The organism is Streptomyces sp. NPDC003032 (genome assembly GCF_053591415.1).
On the sequence record NZ_JBSFTT010000011.1, the window covers coordinates 1 to 22,238 of the forward strand.

Genomic DNA, 22,238 nt, shown 5'->3' on the forward strand with positions numbered 1-22,238 from the left:
CAAAGCCCCGCCCCCCCAAAACCCACCCCACCCACAGACGCCAACACAGCCCCGCCCAACACCCGACCCGCGCCCCCGCCGCCCCCCCCCCCCGCTTCACTGTCGTACAGGCTCAAGCCGTACGGCCTCGTGCTGTACGGCCTCGTGGGGGTACGGGTCAGCTCCCCGCGGCGGAACGCGCCCTGCGGCGCCGCACCACCACCCCCACGACCAGGAAGACCACCACCAGGGCAAGCGTGAGGAGCACGCCCCAGTTCACGGTGCGATAGGCCGCGCTCCCGCTCTCCACCAGCTCGCCGGCCTTGTCGCTCGCGGTCAGCTCGACGCTGCCCCAGTCCAGCGGCGGCGGCGCGGCCCACTTCTGCGTCACCCGCACCCGCTGGCCCGGCATCAGTTCGGCCGGCAGCTTCTTGCCCGCGCTGTCGAAGGACGTCCGGCCGAACAGGCCCTTCGCCTTGAGGTCGACTCTGGGTTCGAGCAGTACGTTCCCGCTGTTGACGAGGGTGTACGTGACCGTGGCGGCCTTGCCGAGGCCGGGCAGCAGCGGAACGTCGTAGTCGAACCGGACGTCCTGGACGCTCAGGCCGGGCGCCCGCTCGCCGTTGACCTGGAGGTAGACCCGGGCACCGACCGCCTGGCGGATGCCGACGCCGGTGCCCTTGGCGCGGGCGACGCGCTTGTCCAGGGCGATGACCGCTCCGGGATGGTCGCCGGGCGAGGCTGTGCGCGGAACGGCGACGGTGAAGGGCACGGTCGCCTTACCGCCCGCCCGGACGGTGACCTCCGTACGTTCCAGCCGCGTCCACACCCCGACGGACCGCTGCTTCTCGGCGGGTTCGCGCACGGCGAAGCCGCCGTCGCGCGGGGTGTTGTAGGCGTCGGCCGCGTAGAGGAGAAAGGTCACCGGCTCCTTGGCGAGGTTGGAGATGGTGACCTTGTCGCGCACGGTGCGCCCGGGGTCCGCCTTCATCCGGAAGTACGCCCGGTGACTCACGTCCTTCGCGGCCTTCTTGTCGGCGGGGAAGACGGACCAGCGGCCGTTGTCGGCGGCGTACGCGCCCGGTGGCGGGCTCGCGGTGAGCAGGCCGAGCGCCAGGGTGAGCGCGGTGAGGAGCACGACGGCGCATCTGCGACGCGTCGGCTGCGTACGGACGAAGTTCATGCGGCCCCCAGAGCGATGACGATGACATGGAGAGACGGAAGCGGGAGGGGAAGGGCGGAGCGACGCCGAAGTGGTGGAGCAACGCGGAAGTGGTGGACCAACGCCGAAGAGGTGGACCGGCCGTCGCACAACGGCCGGTCCACCAGTCGGAGAGAAGGATCAGGTCAGCGTCAGCGTGAGCACGGCCGCGTAGTCACCGGCGGCCGCGGTGGCCGGTACGTCCAGCGCGAGACCCGCGCCGACCGTGAACTCGCCGCCGGTCCGTGCCGCGTCGGGGGCGCTCGCGAGCGTGGCGCCGACCGTGCCGACCGGCCCTCGGGTACCCGGCACGCAGGTGCTGGCCGACCCGGCCGCCGTCGCGCAGGACGGCGTCCAGCCGAGCTTGTCCGCGCCGATGGTGCCGGCGCCGCCCGTGAAGTCGGTGACCTTCCCGGTGAGCGACCAGCCGGTGGCGCCGTTGCGGGCGTCCTTGACGGTCACCTTCTGCAGGTCGCCGGTCGAGCTGCCGCCCGCACCCTCCTCGACCGGGGACAGCGCGACGGTGTCGCCCGCCTGGGCCATGGTGAGCCGGCCGTCGCCCTGCTTGGGCGTGACCTTGGTGTTCACGTTCTGCTTGCCGGTGGTGGGGTCCGGGCCGGGACCGGGGCCGTCGCCCTGGATCTCCATCGTGTGCAGGAGTGTCGCCTGGCCCGCGTTGAGCGTGCAGGCCGCATCGAACTCGTCACCGAACGGCGGGAGTTGGACCGGGGCGCCGGACGCGTCCCGGGCGATCATGTTGTGCAGTTTGAGGCCCTTCACATCGAACTTGGCGGTACCGGCCTTGGCCCAGGTCAGCAGACCACCGGGGGACTTGCCGGTGGCGTTGACCTCGAACGCCGCGGCCGGGTCGGGGATGTTGGCCTTGGCGACGGTGTTGACCGCCTTGATCGGCAGGGTTCCGTCGCCGCCGGGCAGCGTGACGACCACATCCGCCGTGGCCTTGCCCTCCAACGTCACGGCGCCCATGACGCCGAGGCCCTGGGCGGCCCGCGCGCTGACCTTGGTGACGGCCTTGATGTCGTACTCCGGAACCGTCTCGCCCACCTTCATGGTGGTGGGCATGTCCGAGGAGATGTGGATCTCGATCGGGTCGTTGTTGATGATCGGGAACTTGCAGGTGTACTTCTGGTCCAGCTGCACCGGACCGGCGGACGCGGTTCCGCCGGCGACGGCGAGCAGGCCGGTGACCAGTCCCGCGGTCGCGACCGCGGCCAGGGCGCCATGCGCCCCGGACCTCTTTCGATGAGCTCTCATGGGCTGCCTCTCGTACTGCGTGAACGAGCAGAACGGGTGAATACGGTCCTGTTTCGGATCGGTAAACTACTGACGGGTAGTTGGGCGGTCAAGGTGTCGATTACCGGCGGTAATTCAGGTTTCTTGATTTTGGTGGTGCTTCATCTGGAAGTGAGTAACCAGCAATCCGGAGTTGAGCGTCGATGCCAAAAAGCAACAGACCTTCAGTAAGCGGCGAAACAGCTCTTGACCTGCTTCTCCGGGCGCGGCTAGCTTCCGCCTTCGGCTCGATTGTCAATTCAACGTGATTGCCTGTGTCGCCGAGCGGTCGGAGTTCTGATGCTGTCTTCTGAGGAAATTCCGGACGCGGTCCTTGGGCTGAGCCCTTTCGGCCGCCCGGACGCGCGACTGGTGAGCGCGGTGTGCCGGGCCGGCGGCCTCGGCATACTCGACCTCGGGACCGGCGACCGGCACACCCGTGAGGAACTGGCCCGGCTGTCCCGATGGGAGCCCGACCGCTACGGGGTGCGTGTGGGGGAGCGCTGCGCCCTGCGCCCCGGCGATCTGGACACGCTGCGGGACGGGCGGCCGCACACGGTGCTGCTCGGCGTGGACTCCGCCTGGCCGGCCAGTGAACTGAGCGGCTACTACTGGGTCCTGGTCGAGGTCACCAGCCGCGAAGAGGCCCTCAGGGCAGTGGCCGACGGGGTCGACGGCCTGGTCGCGCGCGGCAGCGAGAGCGGCGGACGCATCGGGAACCTCAGTACGTTCGTCCTCCTGCAGCAGCTCCTCGCCGATCCCGCCGTCACGCTGCCCGTCTGGGCGTACGGCGGCATCGGCCCGTACACCGCCGCGGCCGCGGTCCTCGGCGGCGCGACCGGCGTCGTCCTCGACACCCAGCTCGCCCTGCTCGCCGAATCCACCCTGCCCGAACGCGAACGGGCGCTGCTCGCGGCGACGGACGGCACCGGGACGGTCACCGTCGACGGCAGACGGGTGCTGCGCCGACGTGCGGCGCGGCCGGAAGCCGCTCACCCCGGCGGCGGCCACCTCCACCACTCCGACGCGGAGCAGGCGCTCCCCGTCGGCGAGGACGGCTTCCTGGCCGCCCGGTTCGCCGCGCGGTGGAGCACGGTGGCGGGGGCCGTGCAGGGGATACGTACCGCCGTCGCGGAAGCGGTGGCGAACGCGTCCCGGGAAGGCCCCCAAGGCATCGAACTGCCCATCGCCCAGGGCCCGATGACCAGGGTCAGCGACCGGCCGGAGTTCGCCGCGGCCGTCGCCGACGAGGGTGGGCTGCCCTTCCTGGCCCTGGCCCTGGCCGACGGCGAACAGGCCCGCGCCCTCCTCACCGCCACCCGCGCCGAGCTGGGCGAGCGCCCCTGGGGCGTCGGCATCCTCGGCTTCACCGACGAGGCGACCCGCGAAGCCCAGATCGCGGCGGTACGGGATGCCCGGCCGAGCCATGCCGTCATCGCGGGCGGCAGACCCGGACAGGCCGCCGAACTCGAGGCCGCCGGCATCCGGACCTTTCTGCACGTTCCGTCGGCCGGCCTGCTGCGGCAGTTCCTGGCGGCGGGCGCCCGCAGGTTCGTCTTCGAGGGCTCCGAATGCGGCGGGCACGTCGGACCGCTCGCCTCCTTCCCCCTGTGGGAGGCACAGCTGGCGGTACTTGAGGAGTACGCGGCCTGCCACCCCGAAGCGCCGGCGCAGACCCAGGTGATGTTCGCCGGGGGCATCCACGACGCGCGGTCCTCGGCGATGGTCACGGCCCTCGCCGCGCCGCTCGCCGCGCGGGGCATGGCGGTCGGCGTCCTCATGGGCACCGCGTACCTCTTCACCGAGGAGGCGGTCGCCCTCGGCGCCGTACAGCCGACCTTCCAGCAGCAGGTCGTGGCGGCGCGGACCACCGCGCTCCTGCACACCGCGCCCGGCCACGCGACCCGCTGTGTGCCGAGCCCCTTCACCGCCGAATTCAGCGCGGAGGAACGGAGGTTGAGGGACGAGGGCCTTGCGGCGGAGCGGATCCGGGAGGAGCTTGAGCGCCTGAACCTGGGTCGGCTCCGCATCGCGAGCAAGGGCGTGGAGCGCCGCGACGGGGAGCTGGCCCCCGCCGACGAGCGGCGTCAGCTGACCGCCGGAATGTTCATGGCCGGGCAGGTGTCCCTGCTGCGCGCGCGGGCGACCACGATCCGCGCCTTGCATACCGAAGTCGGCGCCGGGGCCAAGGAGTTCCTGGCGCGGCGAGCCCCCCTCCTGCGCTCCCGCTTCCCCCTCCCGGCACCACAGGCCGTCCGGGCACCCGCACCGCTGGATGTCGCCGTGGTCGGCATGGCCTGCATGTTCCCGCAGGCGGACGGCCTCGACGCCTACTGGGCCCAGATCCTCGACGGGACCGACGCCGTCACCGAGGTCCCCGCCGACCGCTGGGACCCGACCGTGTACCACAACGCCGACGGGGACGGCACACCCTCGCGGTGGGGCGGCTTCCTGCCCCGGATCCCCTTCGACCCGCTGTCGTACGGCATCCCGCCCGCGTCGCTCGGCGCCATCGAGCCCGTCCAGCTCCTCGCCCTCGAAGCGGCCCGCCGCGCACTCGACGACGCCGGATACGCGGAGCGCGCCTTCGACGGCTCCCGTGCCTTCGACCGCTCCCGCGCCTCGGTCGTGTTCGGCGCCGAGGCGGGCAGCGACCTCGCCAACGCCACCACGCTGCGCACCGTCCTGCCCTCGTACCTCGACGCCGTGCCCGAGGCCCTGTCCGGGCAGCTGCCCCGCCTCACCGAGGACTCCTTTCCCGGAATGCTCGCCAACGTCATCTCCGGCCGCATCGCCAACCGCCTCGACCTGGGCGGCGCCAACTACACGGTCGACGCCGCCTGCGCCTCCTCGCTCGCCGCCGTCGACGTCGCCTGCAAGGAACTCGTCCAGGGCACCAGCGACCTGGTGCTGTGCGGCGGTGCCGACCTGCACAACGGCATCAACGACTATCTCCTCTTCGCCTCGGTGGGCGCCCTGTCCCCGACCGGCCGCTGCCGCACCTTCGACGCCTGTGCCGACGGCATCGCGCTCGGCGAGGGTGTCGCCTGCGTGGTGCTCAAGCGGCTCGGCGACGCCGAACGCGACGGCGACCGCGTCTACGCCGTCATCAGCGGAGTGGGCCGCTCCAGCGACGGCCGCTCCCTCGGCCTGACCGCCCCCCACCCCGAGGGCCAGCGCGCCGCCCTCGAACGCGCCTACCTCCAGGCCCGCGTCTCACCGGCCGAGGTCGGCCTCATCGAGGCGCACGGCACCGGCACCGTGGTCGGCGACCGCACCGAACTGAGCGTTCTCACCGACGTGTTCACCAAGGCCGGGGCCGCCACCGGCAGCTGCGCGCTCGGCTCGGTCAAGTCCCAGATCGGGCACACCAAGTGCGCCGCGGGACTCGCCGGACTCATCAAGACGGCCCTGGCCCTGCACACCGGCGTCCTGCCGCCCACCCGGCAGCTCACCCGCCCCAACCCCGCCTGGGACCAGGACACCAGCCCCTTCGTCTTCCATACCGGCGCCCGCCCCTGGGCGGCGGCACCCGCCGAACGCCGCGCCGGCGTCAGCGCCTTCGGATTCGGCGGCACCAACTTCCATGTGGTCCTGCGCGCCCACGACGGCGGAGCACCCCCCGCCCACGGGCGCGCCCACTGGCCCGCCGAACTGTTCACCTTCCACGGCCACGACCACGAAGGCGCCGCCCACGAAGTGCGACGGCTCCTCGACCTGATCGAGCGCCGGCCGGCCACCGCACGCCTGCGGGACCTCGCGGCCACCACCGCTCGGCGCGCCGCGCACCGCACCGGACCGGTACGCGTCGCCGTCGTCGCCGCCGACCCGCAGAGCCTGCCCGGGCTGCTGCATCGAGCCCTGGCCGGGGAACACGACCCGGCCGCGGGGGTCTTCCTCGCGAGCGCCGTTGAGGGAGCCGTTGAGGGCGTCCCTTGGAGCGGGAGCGTCCCTGGGAGCGCCCCTGAGAGTGTCCCCGAGGGCGCCGCGACCCGTGGCCGGATCGCCTTCCTCTTCCCCGGCCAGGGCAGCCAACACCCCGGCATGGGAGGAGAACTGCTCATCGCCTTCCCCGAGTTGCAGCAGCACCTCCGCGTGGGCGCCGCCTGCGCTCCCGCGCTCTACCCGCCCGCCGGCTTCGACCCCGACGCGGAGATACGACAGCGCGCCGGGCTCACCGACACCCGCAATGCCCAACCGGCCCTGGGCATTGCGGGGCTGGCCACCGCCGATCTGCTCGCCCGCGCCGGAGTGCGGCCGGAGATGGCCGCCGGGCACTCCTACGGCGAACTCGTCGCCCTGTGCGTGGCGGGCACCCTCGCGCCGGACGATCTGATCGCGCTGAGCGGCCGCCGCGCCCAGGCCATCCTCGATGCCGCGGGCGACGACCCCGGCGCCATGGCCGTGATCGCGGCGGGCGCGGCCCCGGCCCTGGACGTCCTGCGGTCCGCGGGCCTGGCCGGCCGGGTGGTCCTGGCCAACCTCAACACCCCTGCCCAGAGCGTCATCTCCGGCCCGACCGACGCGGTACGGGACGCGGTGGCCGCACTGCGCGACGCCGGACACAGCGCAACGCCACTGCCTGTCGCCTGCGCCTTCCACAGCCCGCTCGTCGCGGGCGCGGGACCGGTCTTCGCCGAGCACCTCGCCGAAGTGCCCGTACGAGCCCCGGAGTTCACGGTGTGGGCCAACGCCACCGCCGCGCCCTATCCGGCCTCACCCGACGCGATCCGCGCCGGGCTCGCCGCACAGATCGCCGCGCCCGTCCGGTTCGCCGAGCAGATCGAGGCGATGTACGCGGCCGGGGCACGGATCTTCGTCGAGGCGGGCCCCGGCAGCGTACTGACCGGACTCGTCGGACGCATCCTCGGTGACCGTCCGCACCAGGCGATCCCCACCGAACCGCAGGCCGGCGCCGGACTGCGCGGCTTCCTCAGCGCCTTGGCCCGGCTCGCGGTCGCGGGGGTGCCCGTGGCCACCGGGTGGCTCTTCCACGGCCGCCCCACCGTCGACCTGGAGGTGTCCGCACCCACCCGGCCCGTCGCCTGGACGGTCGACGGCCACCTTGTCCGGGACACCTCGGGCGAACCCTTGTCCGGCGCGCTGCGACCGGCCCGACGCATCACCCTGGAGGCCGAGGTGACCGAGGTGAGCGCAGACCGCGACCGGGACGCGCTGCTCATGGAATTCCTCCGGGGCAGCCGGGAGATGGTGGCGGCTCAACGGGACGTCCTGCTCGCCCGCTTCGGCGGACCGGCCGCCCACGTGGAGGCGACGGAGCAGGAGCCCGCCCGGCAGGAGCAGGAGCCCGCCCGGCGGGAGCAGGACCCCGTATCTGTGCCCGTGCGGCAGGAGCCCGCGACCGGTGTGGACCTGCTCGCCGCTGTCCTGCAGATCATCAGTGACCGCACCGGCTACCCGGCGGACATGATCGAGCCCGACCTCGACCTGGAGGCCGACCTCAGCATCGACTCCATCAAGCGCACCGAGATCGCCGGGGAACTCGCGGGCCTGCTGGGCGGGGGAGCGGATGCGGTACGTCTGGACGACGCGTCGCTGGAGGAGCTGTCCCGGGCACGCACGGCGGGGGCGATCACGCGGTGGCTGACGGAGCGGCAGACCCACTCTGTCGGTGTGGGCGTCGGGCAGGGCTCCTTCTCGTCCGTGGGGCACGCCGGCGGCACGTCCCCTGAGTTCGACAGCGGTGGTGGTACGTCCCCTGCCTCCCCAAGTCTCCTTCCGGTACCCGGCGAAGCCGTCCCGGGCCCCGGCAGGGTCCAGTCGACCGGCGTCCCCATCACGCTCGAGGCCGACGGCGGGTCGCCCGACGCCTGCGCGCCCGTGACGTCGGCGGCCCTCCACGGCTCGGCCCCCAAGCGGTATGTGGTCGGGCGGGTGCCGCTGGGGCCGGTGCCCGACGCGGCGGACCTGGACCTGACCGGAAAGCGGTTCGCGGTACTCGGCGACGCGCCCGCGGGCCGGACCGCGACGGCAGGCGCGGATCAGGGCGCCCCGGGGGCCGACCGGGCGAGCCGGGTGGCCGACCACGTGGTCGCCGAGCTGCGGCTGCGCGGGGCGGACGCCGTGCCGGTCGGCCGCGACCAGGTGCTGACGGAGGCCTTCGGAGTGCTGGACGGCGTCGTCCACCTCGGCGCGCTCCAGGACGACGCGGGGCCCGTGCTCCCCACGGGCTTCGCGGTGCTCGCCGCCGCGCTGGCCCGCCGCCCCGCCTGGCTGATCGCGGCCTGCCCGGCGTCCGGCACGGCAGGGGCCGGTCTGCCCGGTCTGTTCCGTACGGCGGCACGCGAACACCCGGATACTCACATCCGGTTGGTGCGCCCGGCCGAGTGGCCCGAGGACGCGGAAATCGCCGGCGCCCTGGTGGCCGAGCTGGGGGCCCCCGACCGCGAGCCCGTGGTCGACCACACGTCTGAGGGCCGCTTCGCGCCAAGCCCACGACCAGCCCCGCTGGGTCCGTCCGCGCACCGTGGCGCGGGCCCCGTGGGAGACAGCTCCGTGGGAGACAGCTCCGCGGGAGACGGCCCCGTGGGAGACGGCCCCGCCGAGGCGGCGGCCTGTGGTCTCACCGCCGAGTCGGTCGTGGTTCTCGCCGGGGGCGGGCGCGGTATCACGGCCCGTTTCGCCCTGGCCCTGGCCGCCGCGGCACGCTGCCGCATCGAACTCCTGGGGCGCACCCCGCTGCCCGGCGCCCCGGAGGCCCCGGCCGCAGCCGCGGCGCGGGACCGGGCCCGGCTGCGGGCGGCGCTCGCCGCGCAGGGCGGCCGCTCCCCGGCCGAGGTCGACCGGGCCGCCGGCCTGATCCTCGCCCAGCGCGAAGTCACCGCCACCCTCGCAGAGCTGGAGCAACTCGGCAGCGCTGCCCGCTATCACGCCGTCGACCTGCGCGACGCGGACGCCGTCGACCGCACCTTGAAGGAGGTCATGGCCGAGCACGGCCGGATCGACGTCGTCGTCGGCGGGGCGGGCGTCATCGAGGACCGGATGATGGCCGACAAGGACGCCGAGTCGTTCGGCCGCGTCTACGGCACCAAGGTCGACGGCGCGCGTCATCTCCTGGACGCGGCGGCAGAACTCACCGAAGGCCAACAGCCGCTGCTCGCCGTCCTCTTCGGCAGCGTCGCCGCCGTACTGGGCAATCGCGGCCAGTGCGACTACGCCGCCGCCAACGACGCGCTGGAGAGCCTCGGCGCCGACTGGTCCGCCCGCACCGGGCACCGCGCGCTCACCGTGCACTGGGGCCCCTGGGCGCCCACCGGTCGCCACACCGGCATGGTCACCCCGGAGCTGGCCCGCGACTACGCACGCCGCGGCGTCGACCTGATCGACCCCGACGAGGGAGCACTGTCCCTGCTCCGCGAACTCGCCTGGGGCGACCCGGCGTCGTCGTCCGTCGTCCTGACCGCGTCGGGTTGGTGAGGTCGTGAGCGCTGAGGAGTCGGGGTGCTGGGGAGCGGCGTTGTACCGGCCGCGGAACCGCAGCGCGCGTGGCGGGTTCGTCGTCCGGCGTCCGGACCGTGTGGGGCCGGTGAGGTCGCCATGACGGATGTGGCCATCGTCGGCATGGCGGTTCTGCTGCCCGGCGCCCCCGACCTGGAGACGTACTGGCGCAACCTGACCTTTGGGGCCGACGCCATTTCGGAGGTGCCTGGGCACCGCTGGGACGCCTGCCTCTACCCGGAGCGGATCTACTGCGGACGCGGCGGCTTCGTAGACGAGTACGCCTCGGTGGACGCGGCCGGGTTCGGCGTGATGCCGGACTCCGTGCCCGGGACCGAACCCGACCAGCTGATCGCCCTCCAGGTCGCTGCCCGTGCCATCGCCGACGCGGGCGGCGAGGAACGCCTTCCCGGCCGCGACCGCATCGGCGTGGTCCTCGGCCGCGGCGGCTACCTCACCCCGGCCCAGGCCCGCAACGATCAGCGGGTGCGCACGGCACGCCAGCTCGCGCACACCCTGGGCGAGGTGCTTCCGGAGCTCGGCCCGGAGCGGCTCGCCCGCATCGAGGACGCCTTCGCCGGGCAGCTCGGCCCCGACCGGCCCGAGGCGGCCATCGGACTCGTCCCCAACCTCGCCGCGTCGCGCATCGCCAACCGCCTCGACCTGCGCGGCCCCGCGTACACCACGGACGCGGCCTGCGCCTCCTCGCTCATCGCCGTCGACCAGGCGGTGGCCGAACTCGCCACCGGCCGCTGCGACATGATGCTGGCGGGTGGTGTCCACCACTGCCACGACATCACGCTGTGGAGCGTCTTCACTCGCCTCGGCGCCCTGTCCCCCTCCGAGCGGAGCCGTCCCTTCCATGCGAAGGCCGACGGCATCCTCATCGGCGAGGGCACCGGCATCGTCGTCCTCAAGCGCCTCGCCGACGCCACCCGGGACGGGGACCGGGTCTACGCCGTCATCCGCGGCACGGGCGTCGCCGCCGACGGCCGCGCGGCGAGCCTGGTGAGCCCCGACCCGGGCGGCCAGGCCCGGGCCGTACGCCAGGCCTGGCGGGCGGCCGGGCTCGACCCGCGCGCACCCGGCGCCCTCGGCCTGCTCGAAGCTCACGGAACCGGCGCTCCGGCCGGGGACGCGGCCGAACTCGCCACACTGGCCGAGGTGTTCGGGCCACCCGACGGTGAGCCGAGCGGGGTCATCGGCTCGGTGAAGTCGATGATCGGGCACACCATGCCGGCCGCCGGCGTCGCGGGCCTGGTGAAGGCCGCGCTGGCCCTGCACCATGCGACCCTGCTGCCGACCCTGCACTGCGAGGATCCGCACCCCGCCCTGGCGGCCACCCGCTTCCGGCCGCTCAGCGCGGCCCGCCCCTGGGACGCCGAGGTCCGCAGAGCCGCGGTCAACGCCTTCGGCTTCGGCGGCATCAACGCCCACGTCGTCCTCGAACAGGCCCCGAGACCCACTGCCGCACCATCCCGTCCGTTCGTCCGTGAGCCGGAACCGGTACTCCGCCTCACCGCCGACAGCCCGGAGCTCCTCGCCGGCCAACTGGCCGCGCCCGACTCCGCGCTCCGCGCCCGCACGGACAACGAACCGCCCCCGGGCCGGGTCCGCCTCGCGATCGTGGCCCCCGACGCCAGACGCCTCGCCCTGGCCCGCCGCGCGGTGGCCAAGGGGCGCGCCTGGCGGGGCCGTGGCGACGTGTGGTTCGCCCCGGAGCCCCTGCTCACTCCGCATGCGGGCGGCAAACTCGCGTTCGTCTTCCCGGGGCTTGAGGCCGAGTTCGCCCCCCACGTGGCCGAAGTCGCCCAGCACTTCGGGCTGCCGCTGCCGGCCGGGACCGAGACCGAGGCGGTCGTCGGCGACGTCGGACGCCACGGCATCGGCGTACTCTCCGTCGGCCGTGTACTGGACGGAGCCCTGCGCGCCCTCGGCATCGAACCGGACGCGGTGGCCGGACACAGCATCGGTGAATGGTCCGCGATGCTCGCGGGCGGCCTGTACGACGCCGCCACGGCCGACGCCCTGCTCGCGGACTTCGACCCCGACTCGCTGCGCGTCCCCGGCGTCGCCTTCGCCGCGCTCGGCACGTCCGCCGAGCGGGTCCTCCAAGCGCTCGGCTCCCGCACCGACGTGGTCCTCTCGCACGACAACTCCCCGGCCCAGTCCATGATCTGCGGCCCGAAGGACGCGGTCGACGCGCTGGTACGCGACTTCCGTGAGCGGCGGATCGTCGCCCAGACCCTGCCGTTCCGCTCCGGCTTCCACACGCCGATGCTCGCCCCCTACCTGCGCCCGCTGACGGACGGCGTCCACCGCGCGCCCGTGCGCACGCCCCACATCCCGGTCTGGTCGGGCACGACCGCGGCACCCTTCCCCTCGGCCGCGGACGACGTCCGCGACCTGTTCGTACGCCATCTCCTTGAGCCGGTCCGGTTCAGGCCGCTGATCGACGCGATGTACGCGGCCGGGTACCGGGCCTTCGTCCAGGTGGGCACCGGCCGCCTGAGCTCCCTGATCGACGACACCCTCGCAGGCCGCGAGGGGCTGACCGTCGCCGCCGACACGCCCCGCGGCGGCGGACTCGCCCAACTGCGCCGTGTGGTGAACGCCCTGTGGACCGAAGGCAGCCCCACCCGCCGGGCCGAGAGCGCGATGCCGCCCCATCGCTCCTCCGCCCGGACGCCGGTACGTCTCGACCTCAGCGCCGCGTCGGTGTCGTTGCCGTCCGCCGTACGGGCGGAACTGCGTGCGGACCTGCTGGCCGCGATGGACCGGATCCCAGCGGCCACGCCCGCCCCCCTGGACGCGCTCTCGACCCGTTTCCCCGCCGTGGCCGAACTGCGGGCCGCGCTGGCCGAGACGACGGAGGCGACGGTGGCGCTGTTCGCAGGGTCCGCCCCGGCGCCGCGGGCCCCCGCGCCGGGCAACGCCTCCGCGCCCGTCGCCGGCCGGGCGACGGCCGCCCGGGTGGCCCCGCCTGCGCCCGCCGGGCACACCACCTGTTCGCGGCCGCCGGCTGTCGGTGCCGCGCGGGGGTCGGCATCGACGGGACGGGCTGTCCCGGCCGCCGGTGCGGGGGCGATGTCGGCGCCGGTTCCGATGGGGCCCGTCGCCCCGGCAGCTCATCCCCCAGGGGCCCCCGACCCGGCGCAGCTGACGCTGCTCCTCCACCGATCCCCGCTCCTCATCAGCACCACCGCCATGCCCCACCTCCTCGACCACTGCTTCATCCCGCAGCGCCCCGGCTGGCCTGAGCTCGCCGACCGGCATCCGGTCGTCCCCGCGACCACCGTCGTGCACCACATGACCGAGGCCGCCGAGCGGGCCCGCCCCGGACGGCGGGTCGTCGCGGTGCACGACGTGCGGCTGGAGCGGTGGCTGGGGGCCGAACCCGCCACTCGGGTCGAGGTCGTCGTCACACCGGAGCCCGACGAGCGCCTGGTGCGGGTGACGTTCGGGCCGTACGCGAGGGCCGTCCTGGAGCTCGCCGACGGCTATCCCGGCCGCCCGCCCGCCCGCTGGCGCCAGGACGCGGACGAGCGGCCCTGCGCGATCACCGCCGAGGAGCTGTACCGCGACCGGTGGATGTTCCACGGCCCCGCCTTCCAGGGCGTCACCGAGCTGACGGCCATCGGCGACCAGCACGTCCGGGGCACGATCATCACGCCGGCCGCCCCCGGAGCGCTGCTCGACAACGTGGGCCAGCTCCTCGGTCACTGGATCCTGGCCGAACGCAGCGAGCGCACCGTCGTCTTCCCCGTACGGATGCACACCTTCCGCTTCTTCGGCCCGCACCCGGCGCCCGGCACCCCCGTCGAGTGCCACGTCAAGGTCACCTCCCTCACCGGCTCCGCCCTCACCGCCGACGTCCAACTGACCGTCGGGGGCACGGTCCGGGTCGAGATCACCGGCTGGCAGGACCGCCGTTTCGACGTGCCCGGCGCCGACCGCCCCGGCGGTTACCCCGAGCGCCGCGCCCTGTCCCGGGCCCGGCCCGGCGGCTGGACGCTGCTCACCGACGCCTGGCCCGACCTGGCCTCGCGCGACCTCGTCCTGCGCACCCAGCTGGGCGCCGCCGAGCGGGCCGCGTACGAGACGCGTCCGCCGCGCGGCCGCCGCCAGTGGCTGCTCGGCCGGATCGCCGCGAAGGACGCGGTGCGGCACTGGCTGTGGCAGCAGGGCGAGCAAGCGGTGTACCCCGCCGAGATCGCCGTCCGCAACGACGCCGAGGGACGGCCGTACGCCGTCGGCCTGCACGGCAGGGAGCTGCCCGCCCTGGATCTCTCCCTTGCCCACCGGGCGGAGACCGCCGTCGCCCTCGTACGGCCGTGTGCCGAACGGGAGCACCCGGGCACGGGCGTGGGCATCGACGTCGAAGTCGTCACCGAGCGGGCCGAGAGTACCTATCCAATCGCTCTGGACGGACGGGAACACGCCCTGCTCGCCGGACTCAGCAAGGCCGGCGGGGAGCGCGAGGCCCTCTGGTTCACCCGCTTCTGGGCGGCCAAGGAAGCCGCGGCCAAGGCCGAGGGCATCGGCCTGCGCGGCGGACCGCGCAGGTTCGCCGTACGCGCGGTACGCCCGTACGGACTGATCGTCGAGACGGAGCGGCAGCGCCACCACGTGCGCTGCGAACACGTTGCGGCGCCCACGCCCGGATCGCCCAGCCCCAGCAAGGACTACGTCGTGGCCTGGACAGTGAAGGACAACGACCTGTGACGGAGAGCGACCCGTGAAGGACAACGACCCGTGAAGGACAACGACCCGTGAAGGAGAGCCACCTGTGAAAACGACCGCTCCGCCCGACGAGCGCCACGTGCTCGTCGAAATCGCCGAGATGATCACGACGGTGCTCGGCGACTACGCCCCGGACCCCGCGTCGATCGGCATGTACACCCGCTTCGGCGACGACCTGGAGATGGAGAGCATCGACCTGGTCACCCTCGCCGGGCTGCTCGCCGAGTGGTACGGACCGGACGCCAACTTCGCGTCCTACCTGGCGAGTCTGGAACTCGACGAGATCATCTCCCTGACCGTGGGTGATCTCGTCGCGTACATCTGCCGCGCCCTGCGGCCCAGTGCGGGAGACTGACCGTGGCCAAGGTGCGGGCGAACGGCCTCGACCACCATGTGCAGCAGCTGCCTCACCGACCCGGACCGCGACCGCGACCGCGCGCCATGACGGCGGACGGACGCGCGCCCACCGTCGTCTTCCTGCACGGCGCCTTCATCGACAGCCTCGCCAGCTTCTACTTCACCCTCGGCCCGCAGTTCGCGGACGCCGGATTCGACGTCCTCATGTACGACCTGCGCGGGCACGGCCGCAGTGAACGCCCGCCCACCGGCTACACGTTGGAGGACTTCAGCGACGACCTCGCCGCCCTCCTCGACGTCCTCGGCATCCGCGATCCCGTGCATCTGCTCGGGAACTCCTTCGGCGGCACCGTGGCCCTGGACTTCGCCGTGCACCACAGGGCGCGTACGTCCTGCGTCACCGTCGTCGAGTCGGGGCCCGCGACGCACGGCTGGTCCGCGATCATGAGCGGGGCGCTGCACCAGGTGACGGGGGCGCGGTCCGAGGAGGAGGCGCTCGCCTGGTTCGTCGCCGAGTACGGGGCGCTGGCCTCCACCCGGCAGGGCGACGATCTGCACGACGCGCACATCGCACGTCTCGGCCGCGCGGCCGGGCGGCTGATCGCCGCCACGTCCATCGTCCAGGACATCCCGGGCGGCCGTACGCTCAGCGACGACCAACTGCGGGCCCTGGACTGCCCGGTGTTCCTGGTCAACGGCCAGGGCGGCCTCGTCGCCGAGGAGACCGCCCGGCTGGCGGAGCTGCTGCCGCACTGCGATGTCGTCGCGGTGCCCGGCCAGAAGCACTCGGTCCTGGTCGAGGACGCCGAACGCGTCGGCACCCTCGCCCTGGAGTGGACGGTGCGGCGGCTGATGTGCGGGGGCGGTGCCCGATGAGCCGCTTCCTCTTCGTGGTGCCGCCGCTCGCCGGCCACGTCAACCCGGCCTCGGCCGTCGCCGCCGAACTCGCGGGACGGGGCCACCAGGTGGCCTGGGCCGGGCAGCCCGCCGTTCTGGAGGACCTGGTCGTCGCCGACAGCCCGGTCTTCCCCTGCGCGGGCGAGCCCAATATCGACGTCAGGCCCCGCGACCTGCGCGGCGTTGCCGCTCTGAAGTTCCTGTGGGACGAATTCCTCGCACCTCTCGCGTACGCCATGGCGCCCGGAGTGACCACCGCCGTCATGGAGTTCGGGCCCGACCTGCTCGTCGTCGACCAGCAGGCGGTCGCGGGCGCCCTGGTCGCGGAGCGGCTCGGTGTCCCCTACGTCACCTCCTCGACGACCTCCGCGGAACTGTCCGGCAGCCTCGTCGGCATCCCGAAGGTCGACCAGTGGATCACCGACCTCCTCGAAGGCCTGCGGCTGCGCCTCGGCGACCCCTCGGCCCGCTACGACCCACGCTTCTCGCCCCGGCTCACGCTGGTCTTCTCCACGAGCGACCTCATCGGTCCACGGCCGCCGGACCGCGGCCCGGTGTCCTTCGTCGGCCCGGCCCTCGGCCCGCGCGAAGACAGCGCCGACTTCCCCTGGGAGTGGGTCGACGGCGGCGACGGCCGGTCCCTGGCCCTGATCTCCCTCGGCACCGCCAACACCGCGCTGGGCGCCCGCTTCCTCGCCCAGTGCGTCGACGCCGTACGCGGCCGCTCACGCCAACTGCGCGCGGTGGTCGTCGACCCCGGCGGGGTCCTCGGTCCGCCGAGTGCCGACGACGACGTCCTGATCCGCCCCGCCGTGCCCCAACTCGCCCTCCTCGCCCGCACGGACGCCGTCGTCTGCCACGCCGGGCACAACACCGTCACCGAGGCCCTGTGGCACGGCGTCCCCCTGGTGGTCGCCCCGATCCGCGACGACCAGCCCGTGGTCGCCGCCCAGGTCACCGCCGTGGGCGCGGGCGTGCGGCTGCGGTTCGGGCGGGCCGACGCCAAGGCGGTCGGCTCCGCCCTGGACGCCGTGCTGCACCAGCCTCGCTTCGCGGTGGCCGCCCGCCGCGTCAGCCACTCCTTCCGGGAGGCGGGCGGAGCGCCCACCGCGGCCGCCCATCTCGAACAGCTCGCCATCGAAGAGCAGGAGAACCCATGGCACGGACTGCCGATATAGCCGAACGCAGGCCCCACTACCAGCGCCAACTGGCTGAGGGAACGGGCCGGTTCCTCCAGGCACCGCGCACCACCTGCCCCTGGTGCACTTCCGGCCGGCTCCGCCACAGGCTGCGCAGCCGGGACCATGTGCAGAACAAGCCGGGCACCTTCGTCCTCGACGAGTGCCACGACTGCGGGCACATCTTCCAGAACCCGCGGCTGACCGCCGAGGGCCTCGACTTCTACTACGGGGACTTCTACGACGGCCTGGGTGAGGAGGCCACGGCCAAGATGTTCGCCGGACGCGGCAGCGCGAAGCGCTTCCGGCACAGCGCCCGCGCCCTGCGCGCCCATGCGAGCCCGCGACGCTGGCTGGACGTCGGCACCTCGCACGGCCACTTCTGCGTGACGGCGAAGGAGGAGCTCCAGGACACCGAGTTCGACGGCCTCGACATGGGCGAGAGCGTCGAGCGCGCCGTGAAGGAGGGGCGGATCGCGGCCGCCTACCGGGGGCAACTCACCGATCTCGCCGACGACTTGGCGGGCCGTTACGACGCGGTGAGCATGTTCCACTACCTGGAGCACACCCCGCACCCGCGCGACGAACTCGCCGCCGCACGCACCGCACTGCGGCCCGGCGGACACCTCCTCATCGAGGTGCCCAACCCCGAATCCCCCCTGGGCAGGCTGCTTCGCGGGCGCTGGATGCCCTGGTTCCAGCCCCAGCACCTGCACTTCGTGCCCATCGGGAACCTCTGCCGCGAACTGGAACGCATCGGCTTCACCGTCGTGTCCGCCCACCGCCGCGGCAACCAGCACATCCCGGCCGACCTCGCCTGCGCCACCTGGTTCTGGGTGGCCCGCGCCATGCCCAAGGATGACGCGCCCTGGCTGGCGAAGCGGCCGGGAAGGGTCGCGGTGGCCGCCCGCTGGACGGTGGCGCTCGCCGCGCTGCCGCTCGTCCTCACCGCGTACGGCCTCGACCTGCTGCTCGCTCCCGTCCTGCGGCGGACCTCGCTGAGCAACGCCTACCGCGTGATCGCCCGCCGCGGCCTCTGAGCGCGCGCCCCTGCTGGCGCCCGCCGGACCGCAGCGGACTTCACCAAGACCGCTCAGCCGAGAGAGACCACTCAGCCGAGGGAAAGACCACTCAGCCAAGGGAAGAGACATGCCCAGATCGCTGTCCCGCCGGGCGGGTCGGCTCACCGCCGTCCTCGCCCTGATCCTCGCGGCCTGCACCCTCTCCGCGAGCACGGCGGGTGGAGAGCCCCGCCGGGCCCCCTCCACGGAGGCCGCCGCGGCACTGCCGCCGGACGACTTCTACCTACCGCCATCCGCCCTGCCCGACGGGAGGCCCGGTGACGTGATCCGCTCCCGCAAGGTCGACCCCGGCACTCCGACGCCCCGCGCCCTGGCCGACACCTGGCAGGTGATGTACCGGTCCACCGACGCGCTCGGCAGACCGCACGCGGTGACCGCCACCGTCCTGGTCCCCAAGGGCGGCACCCCCGCCGCACGGCCCATCGTCGGCTGGGGACCCGGCACCCAGGGCCCCGCCTTCCGCTGCACCCCGTCCCGGATGATCGCCAAGGGCGCCCTGTACGAACAGTGGGTCATCAACGCCATGCTCAGGGCGGGTTACGCGGTCGCCATCCCCGACTACGAGGGCTACCGGCCCGGACCGAAGACCACCTACATGGTCGGCAAATCCCTCGGCCCCGCCCTCATCGACGCGGTCCGCGCCGCTCAGCGCCTGCCCGCCACCGGGCTCTCCGCCGACGCGCCGGTCGCCTTCCGCGGCTACTCGCAGGGCGGCGGCGCCGCGCTGTGGGCGGGCGAGTTCCAGCCCGACTACGCGCCCGAGCTCAAGCTCAAGGGCATCGTCGCGGGCGGCGTCCCCGGCAGCCTCATGGAGGTCGCCCTGCCGCTCAACGGCCGGCCCGGCTCCGGCTTCCTCTTCTACGCCCTGATCGGCCTCGACAACGCCTATCCGGAACTCGACTTCGGGGACGTGCTCAATGACGCGGGACGCGCCATGGTCGCCGACCTCGAAGCGGGCGGCTGCGCCCTCGAAATGATCAACAAGTACGGCAACAAGCCACTCTCCACGTACGTCACGCGCAGCCCGCTCGTCGACGCGCCCTGGGTCGCCCGCTACACGGAGAACACCCTCGGCGCCACCCCGAGGATCAAGGTGCCGGTGTTCCAGTACCACGCCACCCAGGACGCCCTCGTCGAACCGAACCAGGCCGACGCCCTGCACCGGCAGTACTGCACCCAGGGCGTGCCGCTGACCTGGAAGACGTACGACACCACGGGCCGCCCACCGGTCGCCGACCACCTCTGGCCGATCCAGGCGGCGAACGCGGAGGCCATGACCTACCTCGCGGACCGGTTCGCGGGGCGTCCGGCGGCGCCCAACTGCTCCTAGGCGCAGGCGTGTCGGCGGTAGGGCGGTGTGAGGCGGACGGCGAGGATGGCGAGGTCATCGGGGCTGTCGGCGCCCAGGCGGATGAGGAGTTCGTCGCAGAACGCGTCGAGGGGTTCACGCGCCAGGTCGGCGGTGTGCCGGGCGAGCCGCATCATGGAGTCGTCGAGGGTTTCGTCCCGGCGTTCGATGAGGCCGTCGGTGTAGAGCAACAGCGTCGAGTGGGCGGGGAGCGTGACGGTCGCTTCGGGGCGGGGTATGTCGGGGTCCACTCCGAGCAGCAGGCCCGCGCCTTCGTCGAGGAAGCGAGTGGCGCCCTCCGCGGTTGTCAGGAGCGGCGGTGGATGCCCGGCGGAGGAATAGTGCACTTGCCAGGGCCCACCCGCGGGGCCTTTGACCAGACCGTAGAAGCAGGTGGCGGTGGCTTCCCTGTACAGGCTGTGGTTGGCCAGGTCCAGGCGGCGCAGGACCGCTTCAGGGGGCTCTTGGCGGTCGACGGCGATACCGCGGAGCATGCTGCGCAACTGGCTCATGGCGATGGCCGCGTCGAGATTGTGTCCCGTGACGTCGCCGATGACCAGCGCGGTTCCGTGGGACACGACGAAGCTGTCGTACCAGTCGCCGCCGACCTGCGCGGTGGTGGAGGAAGGTGCGTACCGGGCGGCCAACTGGAAGCATTCCACGTCCGGCAGCCTGGGCAGGAGAGCCCGCTGCAGACGTTCGGCGACGTTGTGGGTGTCCTGGTGGAGGCGGGCACTGTCCACTCCCAGAGCGAGGGTGCGGACCAGGTCGTCGACCAGGGACAGATCCTCTTCGGTGAACGGGTGACTCCAGCTCGTGCGGCCAACCGTCAGGGCACCGAAGACCTCCCGGCGCGCTCGCAGCGGTGCGACGACGGCGCTCGTCGCGCCCATCCGCTCGAACAGCTCCGCGTACTGGGTGTCCAGCGGGCTCTCGCCCGGGGTCGGTGGGGGAACCTCGTTGAGCAGCAACGGCCCCGCGCCGCGCAGCACGCGGGCGAGCGGACCCCGCGCGCCCTCGGCCAGCGGGGGGAGTCTGCCCTCGTACGCCTCCGGGCGCAGTCCCGCGGGCGGATCGCGGTGGACGACGCAGACCCGGTCGATTTGCGTGGCGTCGTCGAACAGGTCCACCGTGCACCAGTCGGCAAGGCGTTCTGTCATGATCTGGCCCGCCCGCTGCAGGCCCGCACCGAGATCCAGGGTGTTGCTCAGCGCACTGCTGGTGTCGGCCAGCAGGGAGAGCCGCTCAAGGGCCGACATATCCGTGCGCGTACCGCTCACCGGTCTGTGGCGTTCCGGTGCTGAGGGCAGCTGCGGTTCGGTGAATTGCTGCGCCACCGCGAGCTGGTTCCTTCCGGAGTGGACGGGTGCGGCACCCCTGGGAACGAGGTGCGCCACGAACACGGTGCGGCCGTCGGCCAGCTCCTGAGTCCGGACGGTCAGGCGCACGGGGACCATGTGGCCGTCATGGTGCTGCGCGGGCAGCGGCACCGAGCGGCCAAGGATGCGCGCCTCACCGGTGAGCAGCAATGAGCTGAACGCCGCGAGGTGACGCCTCCGCAGATGCTCGGGGATGAGCGCGGTCAGCCTCTGTCCGATCAACGCGTCGGCGTCCCAGCCGAGCATGTCCGCCGCCGGCCCGTTCGCCGCGACGATTCGGTTCGAGTCATCGGCGGCGATGGTCGGAACTCTGCTGGCCCGCAGGTGGCCCACGTCCCACGGCACCAGCTCCGAGGGGCTGAGACCTGGCTCCGTGGGGACCGTCAGCAAGGACCACGGGGCGGCGGAGCCGCCGTCGAGCTGGCCGATGACCTGATCGAGCAGCCACTTGCGGAAGAGCCGGTTGAGCGGGAGGGAGGGCAGGGTGAGGAGGCGCTCCTCGCGAGCCGCGTCTTCGGCCTGGCCGAGGACGCTGCGCAGCGTCGTCACGGCGACGGCCGCGTCGGTCGGGACCGACAGCGTCAGGGAGAGGATGTTCGTCTGGGGGTGATGCTCCTCCAGCGCGACCCGCAGGCCGGCGGTGAGCAGGTTGTTCATGTCGTGAGCGGTGGCGAGGTCCTCCGGTCGTACGCCTAGGGTGTCCCGGGCTGTCGCGGCGAACACGAGTTCACGCAGCAGCGCGTGCCGGTGCTGCTCGGATGCCGCGCAGAGGTCGCGCGGCATGTCCATGAGGGTCACGGTCGTGCGAGGACCGGCGGGCGGCGCTGCGGCGTTCCATCCTGGCGGTGACGATGACGATGACGATGACGGTGACGGTGACGGTGACGGTGACGGTGACGCAATCGGCACATTATCGGGCAACAGTTCGAACCACACTGTCTTGCGCTCCCCGTCGACGTCCACCCCGCGGTGGGACGCGAGTCGCTCGAAGACGCCGAGCCCGTGCCCCGTACTCGCGTATGGACGGCCGCCGCGAGGCACCAGACCGCGTGACGCGCACCGATCAGTCACCTCCACGGCAGCCCCGCCTCCAAGGGGCCTGACCGACACCTCGACCTCGGTGCGCGCGTGCAGAACCGCGTTCGTCACCAGCTCGCTGACCAGGAGCTGAGCGGTACTGACCAGTTCCGACGGAGCTTCGTCCAGCGCGGTCCCGACGAAACGCCGGGCTGACGCCACGCTCCGCGGTGTCGGTGGAAACCGTCGCGATTTCGCCCCGCGCGCGTCGGAACTGTCCATGCGTCCAGCCTGCCTCACCCCGCA

General features: G+C 73.2%; 10 protein-coding genes. 7 read left to right on the top strand and 3 right to left on the bottom strand.

Annotated elements, in window-relative coordinates:
• Window positions 1-157: 157 nt before the first annotated feature.
• Window positions 158-1,162, bottom strand: a complete 1,005-nt coding sequence (locus ACWDZ7_RS17375; RefSeq protein WP_451797800.1) for a COG1470 family protein — start codon at window positions 1,160-1,162, stop codon at window positions 158-160.
• A gap of 159 nt (window positions 1,163-1,321) precedes the next feature.
• Window positions 1,322-2,455: a DUF6801 domain-containing protein gene (locus ACWDZ7_RS17380; RefSeq protein ID WP_451797802.1), complete on the bottom strand. Its 1,134-nt coding sequence runs from the start codon at window positions 2,453-2,455 to the stop codon at window positions 1,322-1,324.
• A gap of 318 nt (window positions 2,456-2,773) precedes the next feature.
• On the opposite strand from ACWDZ7_RS17380, the gene ACWDZ7_RS17385 reads away from it, so the two are divergent.
• The 7 genes from ACWDZ7_RS17385 to ACWDZ7_RS17415 all read left to right on the top strand — a co-directional run bounded on the left by ACWDZ7_RS17385 (window position 2,774) and on the right by ACWDZ7_RS17415 (window position 19,518).
• The gene (locus ACWDZ7_RS17385; protein WP_451797803.1) at window positions 2,774-9,910 is read left to right on the top strand and encodes an SDR family NAD(P)-dependent oxidoreductase; all 7,137 of its coding nucleotides are present in this window, start codon (window positions 2,774-2,776) and stop codon (window positions 9,908-9,910) included.
• Window positions 9,911-10,030: 120 nt separating this feature from the next.
• Window positions 10,031-14,656: a beta-ketoacyl synthase N-terminal-like domain-containing protein gene (locus ACWDZ7_RS17390; RefSeq protein ID WP_451797805.1), complete on the top strand. Its 4,626-nt coding sequence runs from the start codon at window positions 10,031-10,033 to the stop codon at window positions 14,654-14,656.
• Between the two features lie 64 nt (window positions 14,657-14,720).
• Window positions 14,721-15,029, top strand: coding sequence for an acyl carrier protein (locus ACWDZ7_RS17395; protein WP_451797806.1), 309 nt, complete (start codon window positions 14,721-14,723; stop codon window positions 15,027-15,029).
• A gap of 2 nt (window positions 15,030-15,031) precedes the next feature.
• The gene (locus tag ACWDZ7_RS17400; protein ID WP_451797807.1) at window positions 15,032-15,907 is read left to right on the top strand and encodes an alpha/beta fold hydrolase; all 876 of its coding nucleotides are present in this window, start codon (window positions 15,032-15,034) and stop codon (window positions 15,905-15,907) included.
• Window positions 15,904-17,106: a glycosyltransferase gene (locus ACWDZ7_RS17405; RefSeq protein ID WP_451797809.1), complete on the top strand. Its 1,203-nt coding sequence runs from the start codon at window positions 15,904-15,906 to the stop codon at window positions 17,104-17,106. The genes ACWDZ7_RS17400 and ACWDZ7_RS17405 overlap by 4 nt, the downstream gene beginning before the upstream one ends.
• Complete coding sequence (locus ACWDZ7_RS17410) at window positions 17,085-18,146, top strand: methyltransferase domain-containing protein (RefSeq protein ID WP_451797811.1); 1,062 nt, start codon at window positions 17,085-17,087, stop codon at window positions 18,144-18,146. The genes ACWDZ7_RS17405 and ACWDZ7_RS17410 overlap by 22 nt, the downstream gene beginning before the upstream one ends.
• 109 nt (window positions 18,147-18,255) lie before the next feature.
• The gene (locus tag ACWDZ7_RS17415) at window positions 18,256-19,518 is read left to right on the top strand and encodes a lipase family protein (protein WP_451797812.1); all 1,263 of its coding nucleotides are present in this window, start codon (window positions 18,256-18,258) and stop codon (window positions 19,516-19,518) included.
• Here the strand turns inward: ACWDZ7_RS17415 and ACWDZ7_RS17420 are convergent.
• Window positions 19,515-22,214 carry a SpoIIE family protein phosphatase gene (locus ACWDZ7_RS17420; RefSeq protein WP_451797814.1) on the bottom strand — a complete coding sequence of 900 codons (2,700 nt, stop codon included), beginning with the start codon at window positions 22,212-22,214 and terminating at the stop codon, window positions 19,515-19,517. The genes ACWDZ7_RS17415 and ACWDZ7_RS17420 overlap by 4 nt on opposite strands.
• Window positions 22,215-22,238 lie beyond the last annotated feature (24 nt).

Bases quoted from the DNA above. Each gene is read 5' to 3' on its own strand.
- ACWDZ7_RS17380 (WP_451797802.1), bottom strand. From the start codon at position 2,455: ATGAGAGCTCATCGAAAGAGGTCCGGGGCGCATGGCGCCCTGGCCGCG.
- ACWDZ7_RS17405 (WP_451797809.1), top strand. From the start codon at position 15,904: ATGAGCCGCTTCCTCTTCGTGGTGCCGCCGCTCGCCGGCCACGTCAAC.
- ACWDZ7_RS17410 (WP_451797811.1), top strand. From the start codon at position 17,085: ATGGCACGGACTGCCGATATAGCCGAACGCAGGCCCCACTACCAGCGC.
- ACWDZ7_RS17385 (WP_451797803.1), top strand. From the start codon at position 2,774: ATGCTGTCTTCTGAGGAAATTCCGGACGCGGTCCTTGGGCTGAGCCCT.
- ACWDZ7_RS17415 (WP_451797812.1), top strand. From the start codon at position 18,256: ATGCCCAGATCGCTGTCCCGCCGGGCGGGTCGGCTCACCGCCGTCCTC.
- ACWDZ7_RS17375 (WP_451797800.1), bottom strand. From the start codon at position 1,162: ATGAACTTCGTCCGTACGCAGCCGACGCGTCGCAGATGCGCCGTCGTG.
- ACWDZ7_RS17420 (WP_451797814.1), bottom strand. From the start codon at position 22,214: ATGGACAGTTCCGACGCGCGCGGGGCGAAATCGCGACGGTTTCCACCG.
- ACWDZ7_RS17390 (WP_451797805.1), top strand. From the start codon at position 10,031: ATGACGGATGTGGCCATCGTCGGCATGGCGGTTCTGCTGCCCGGCGCC.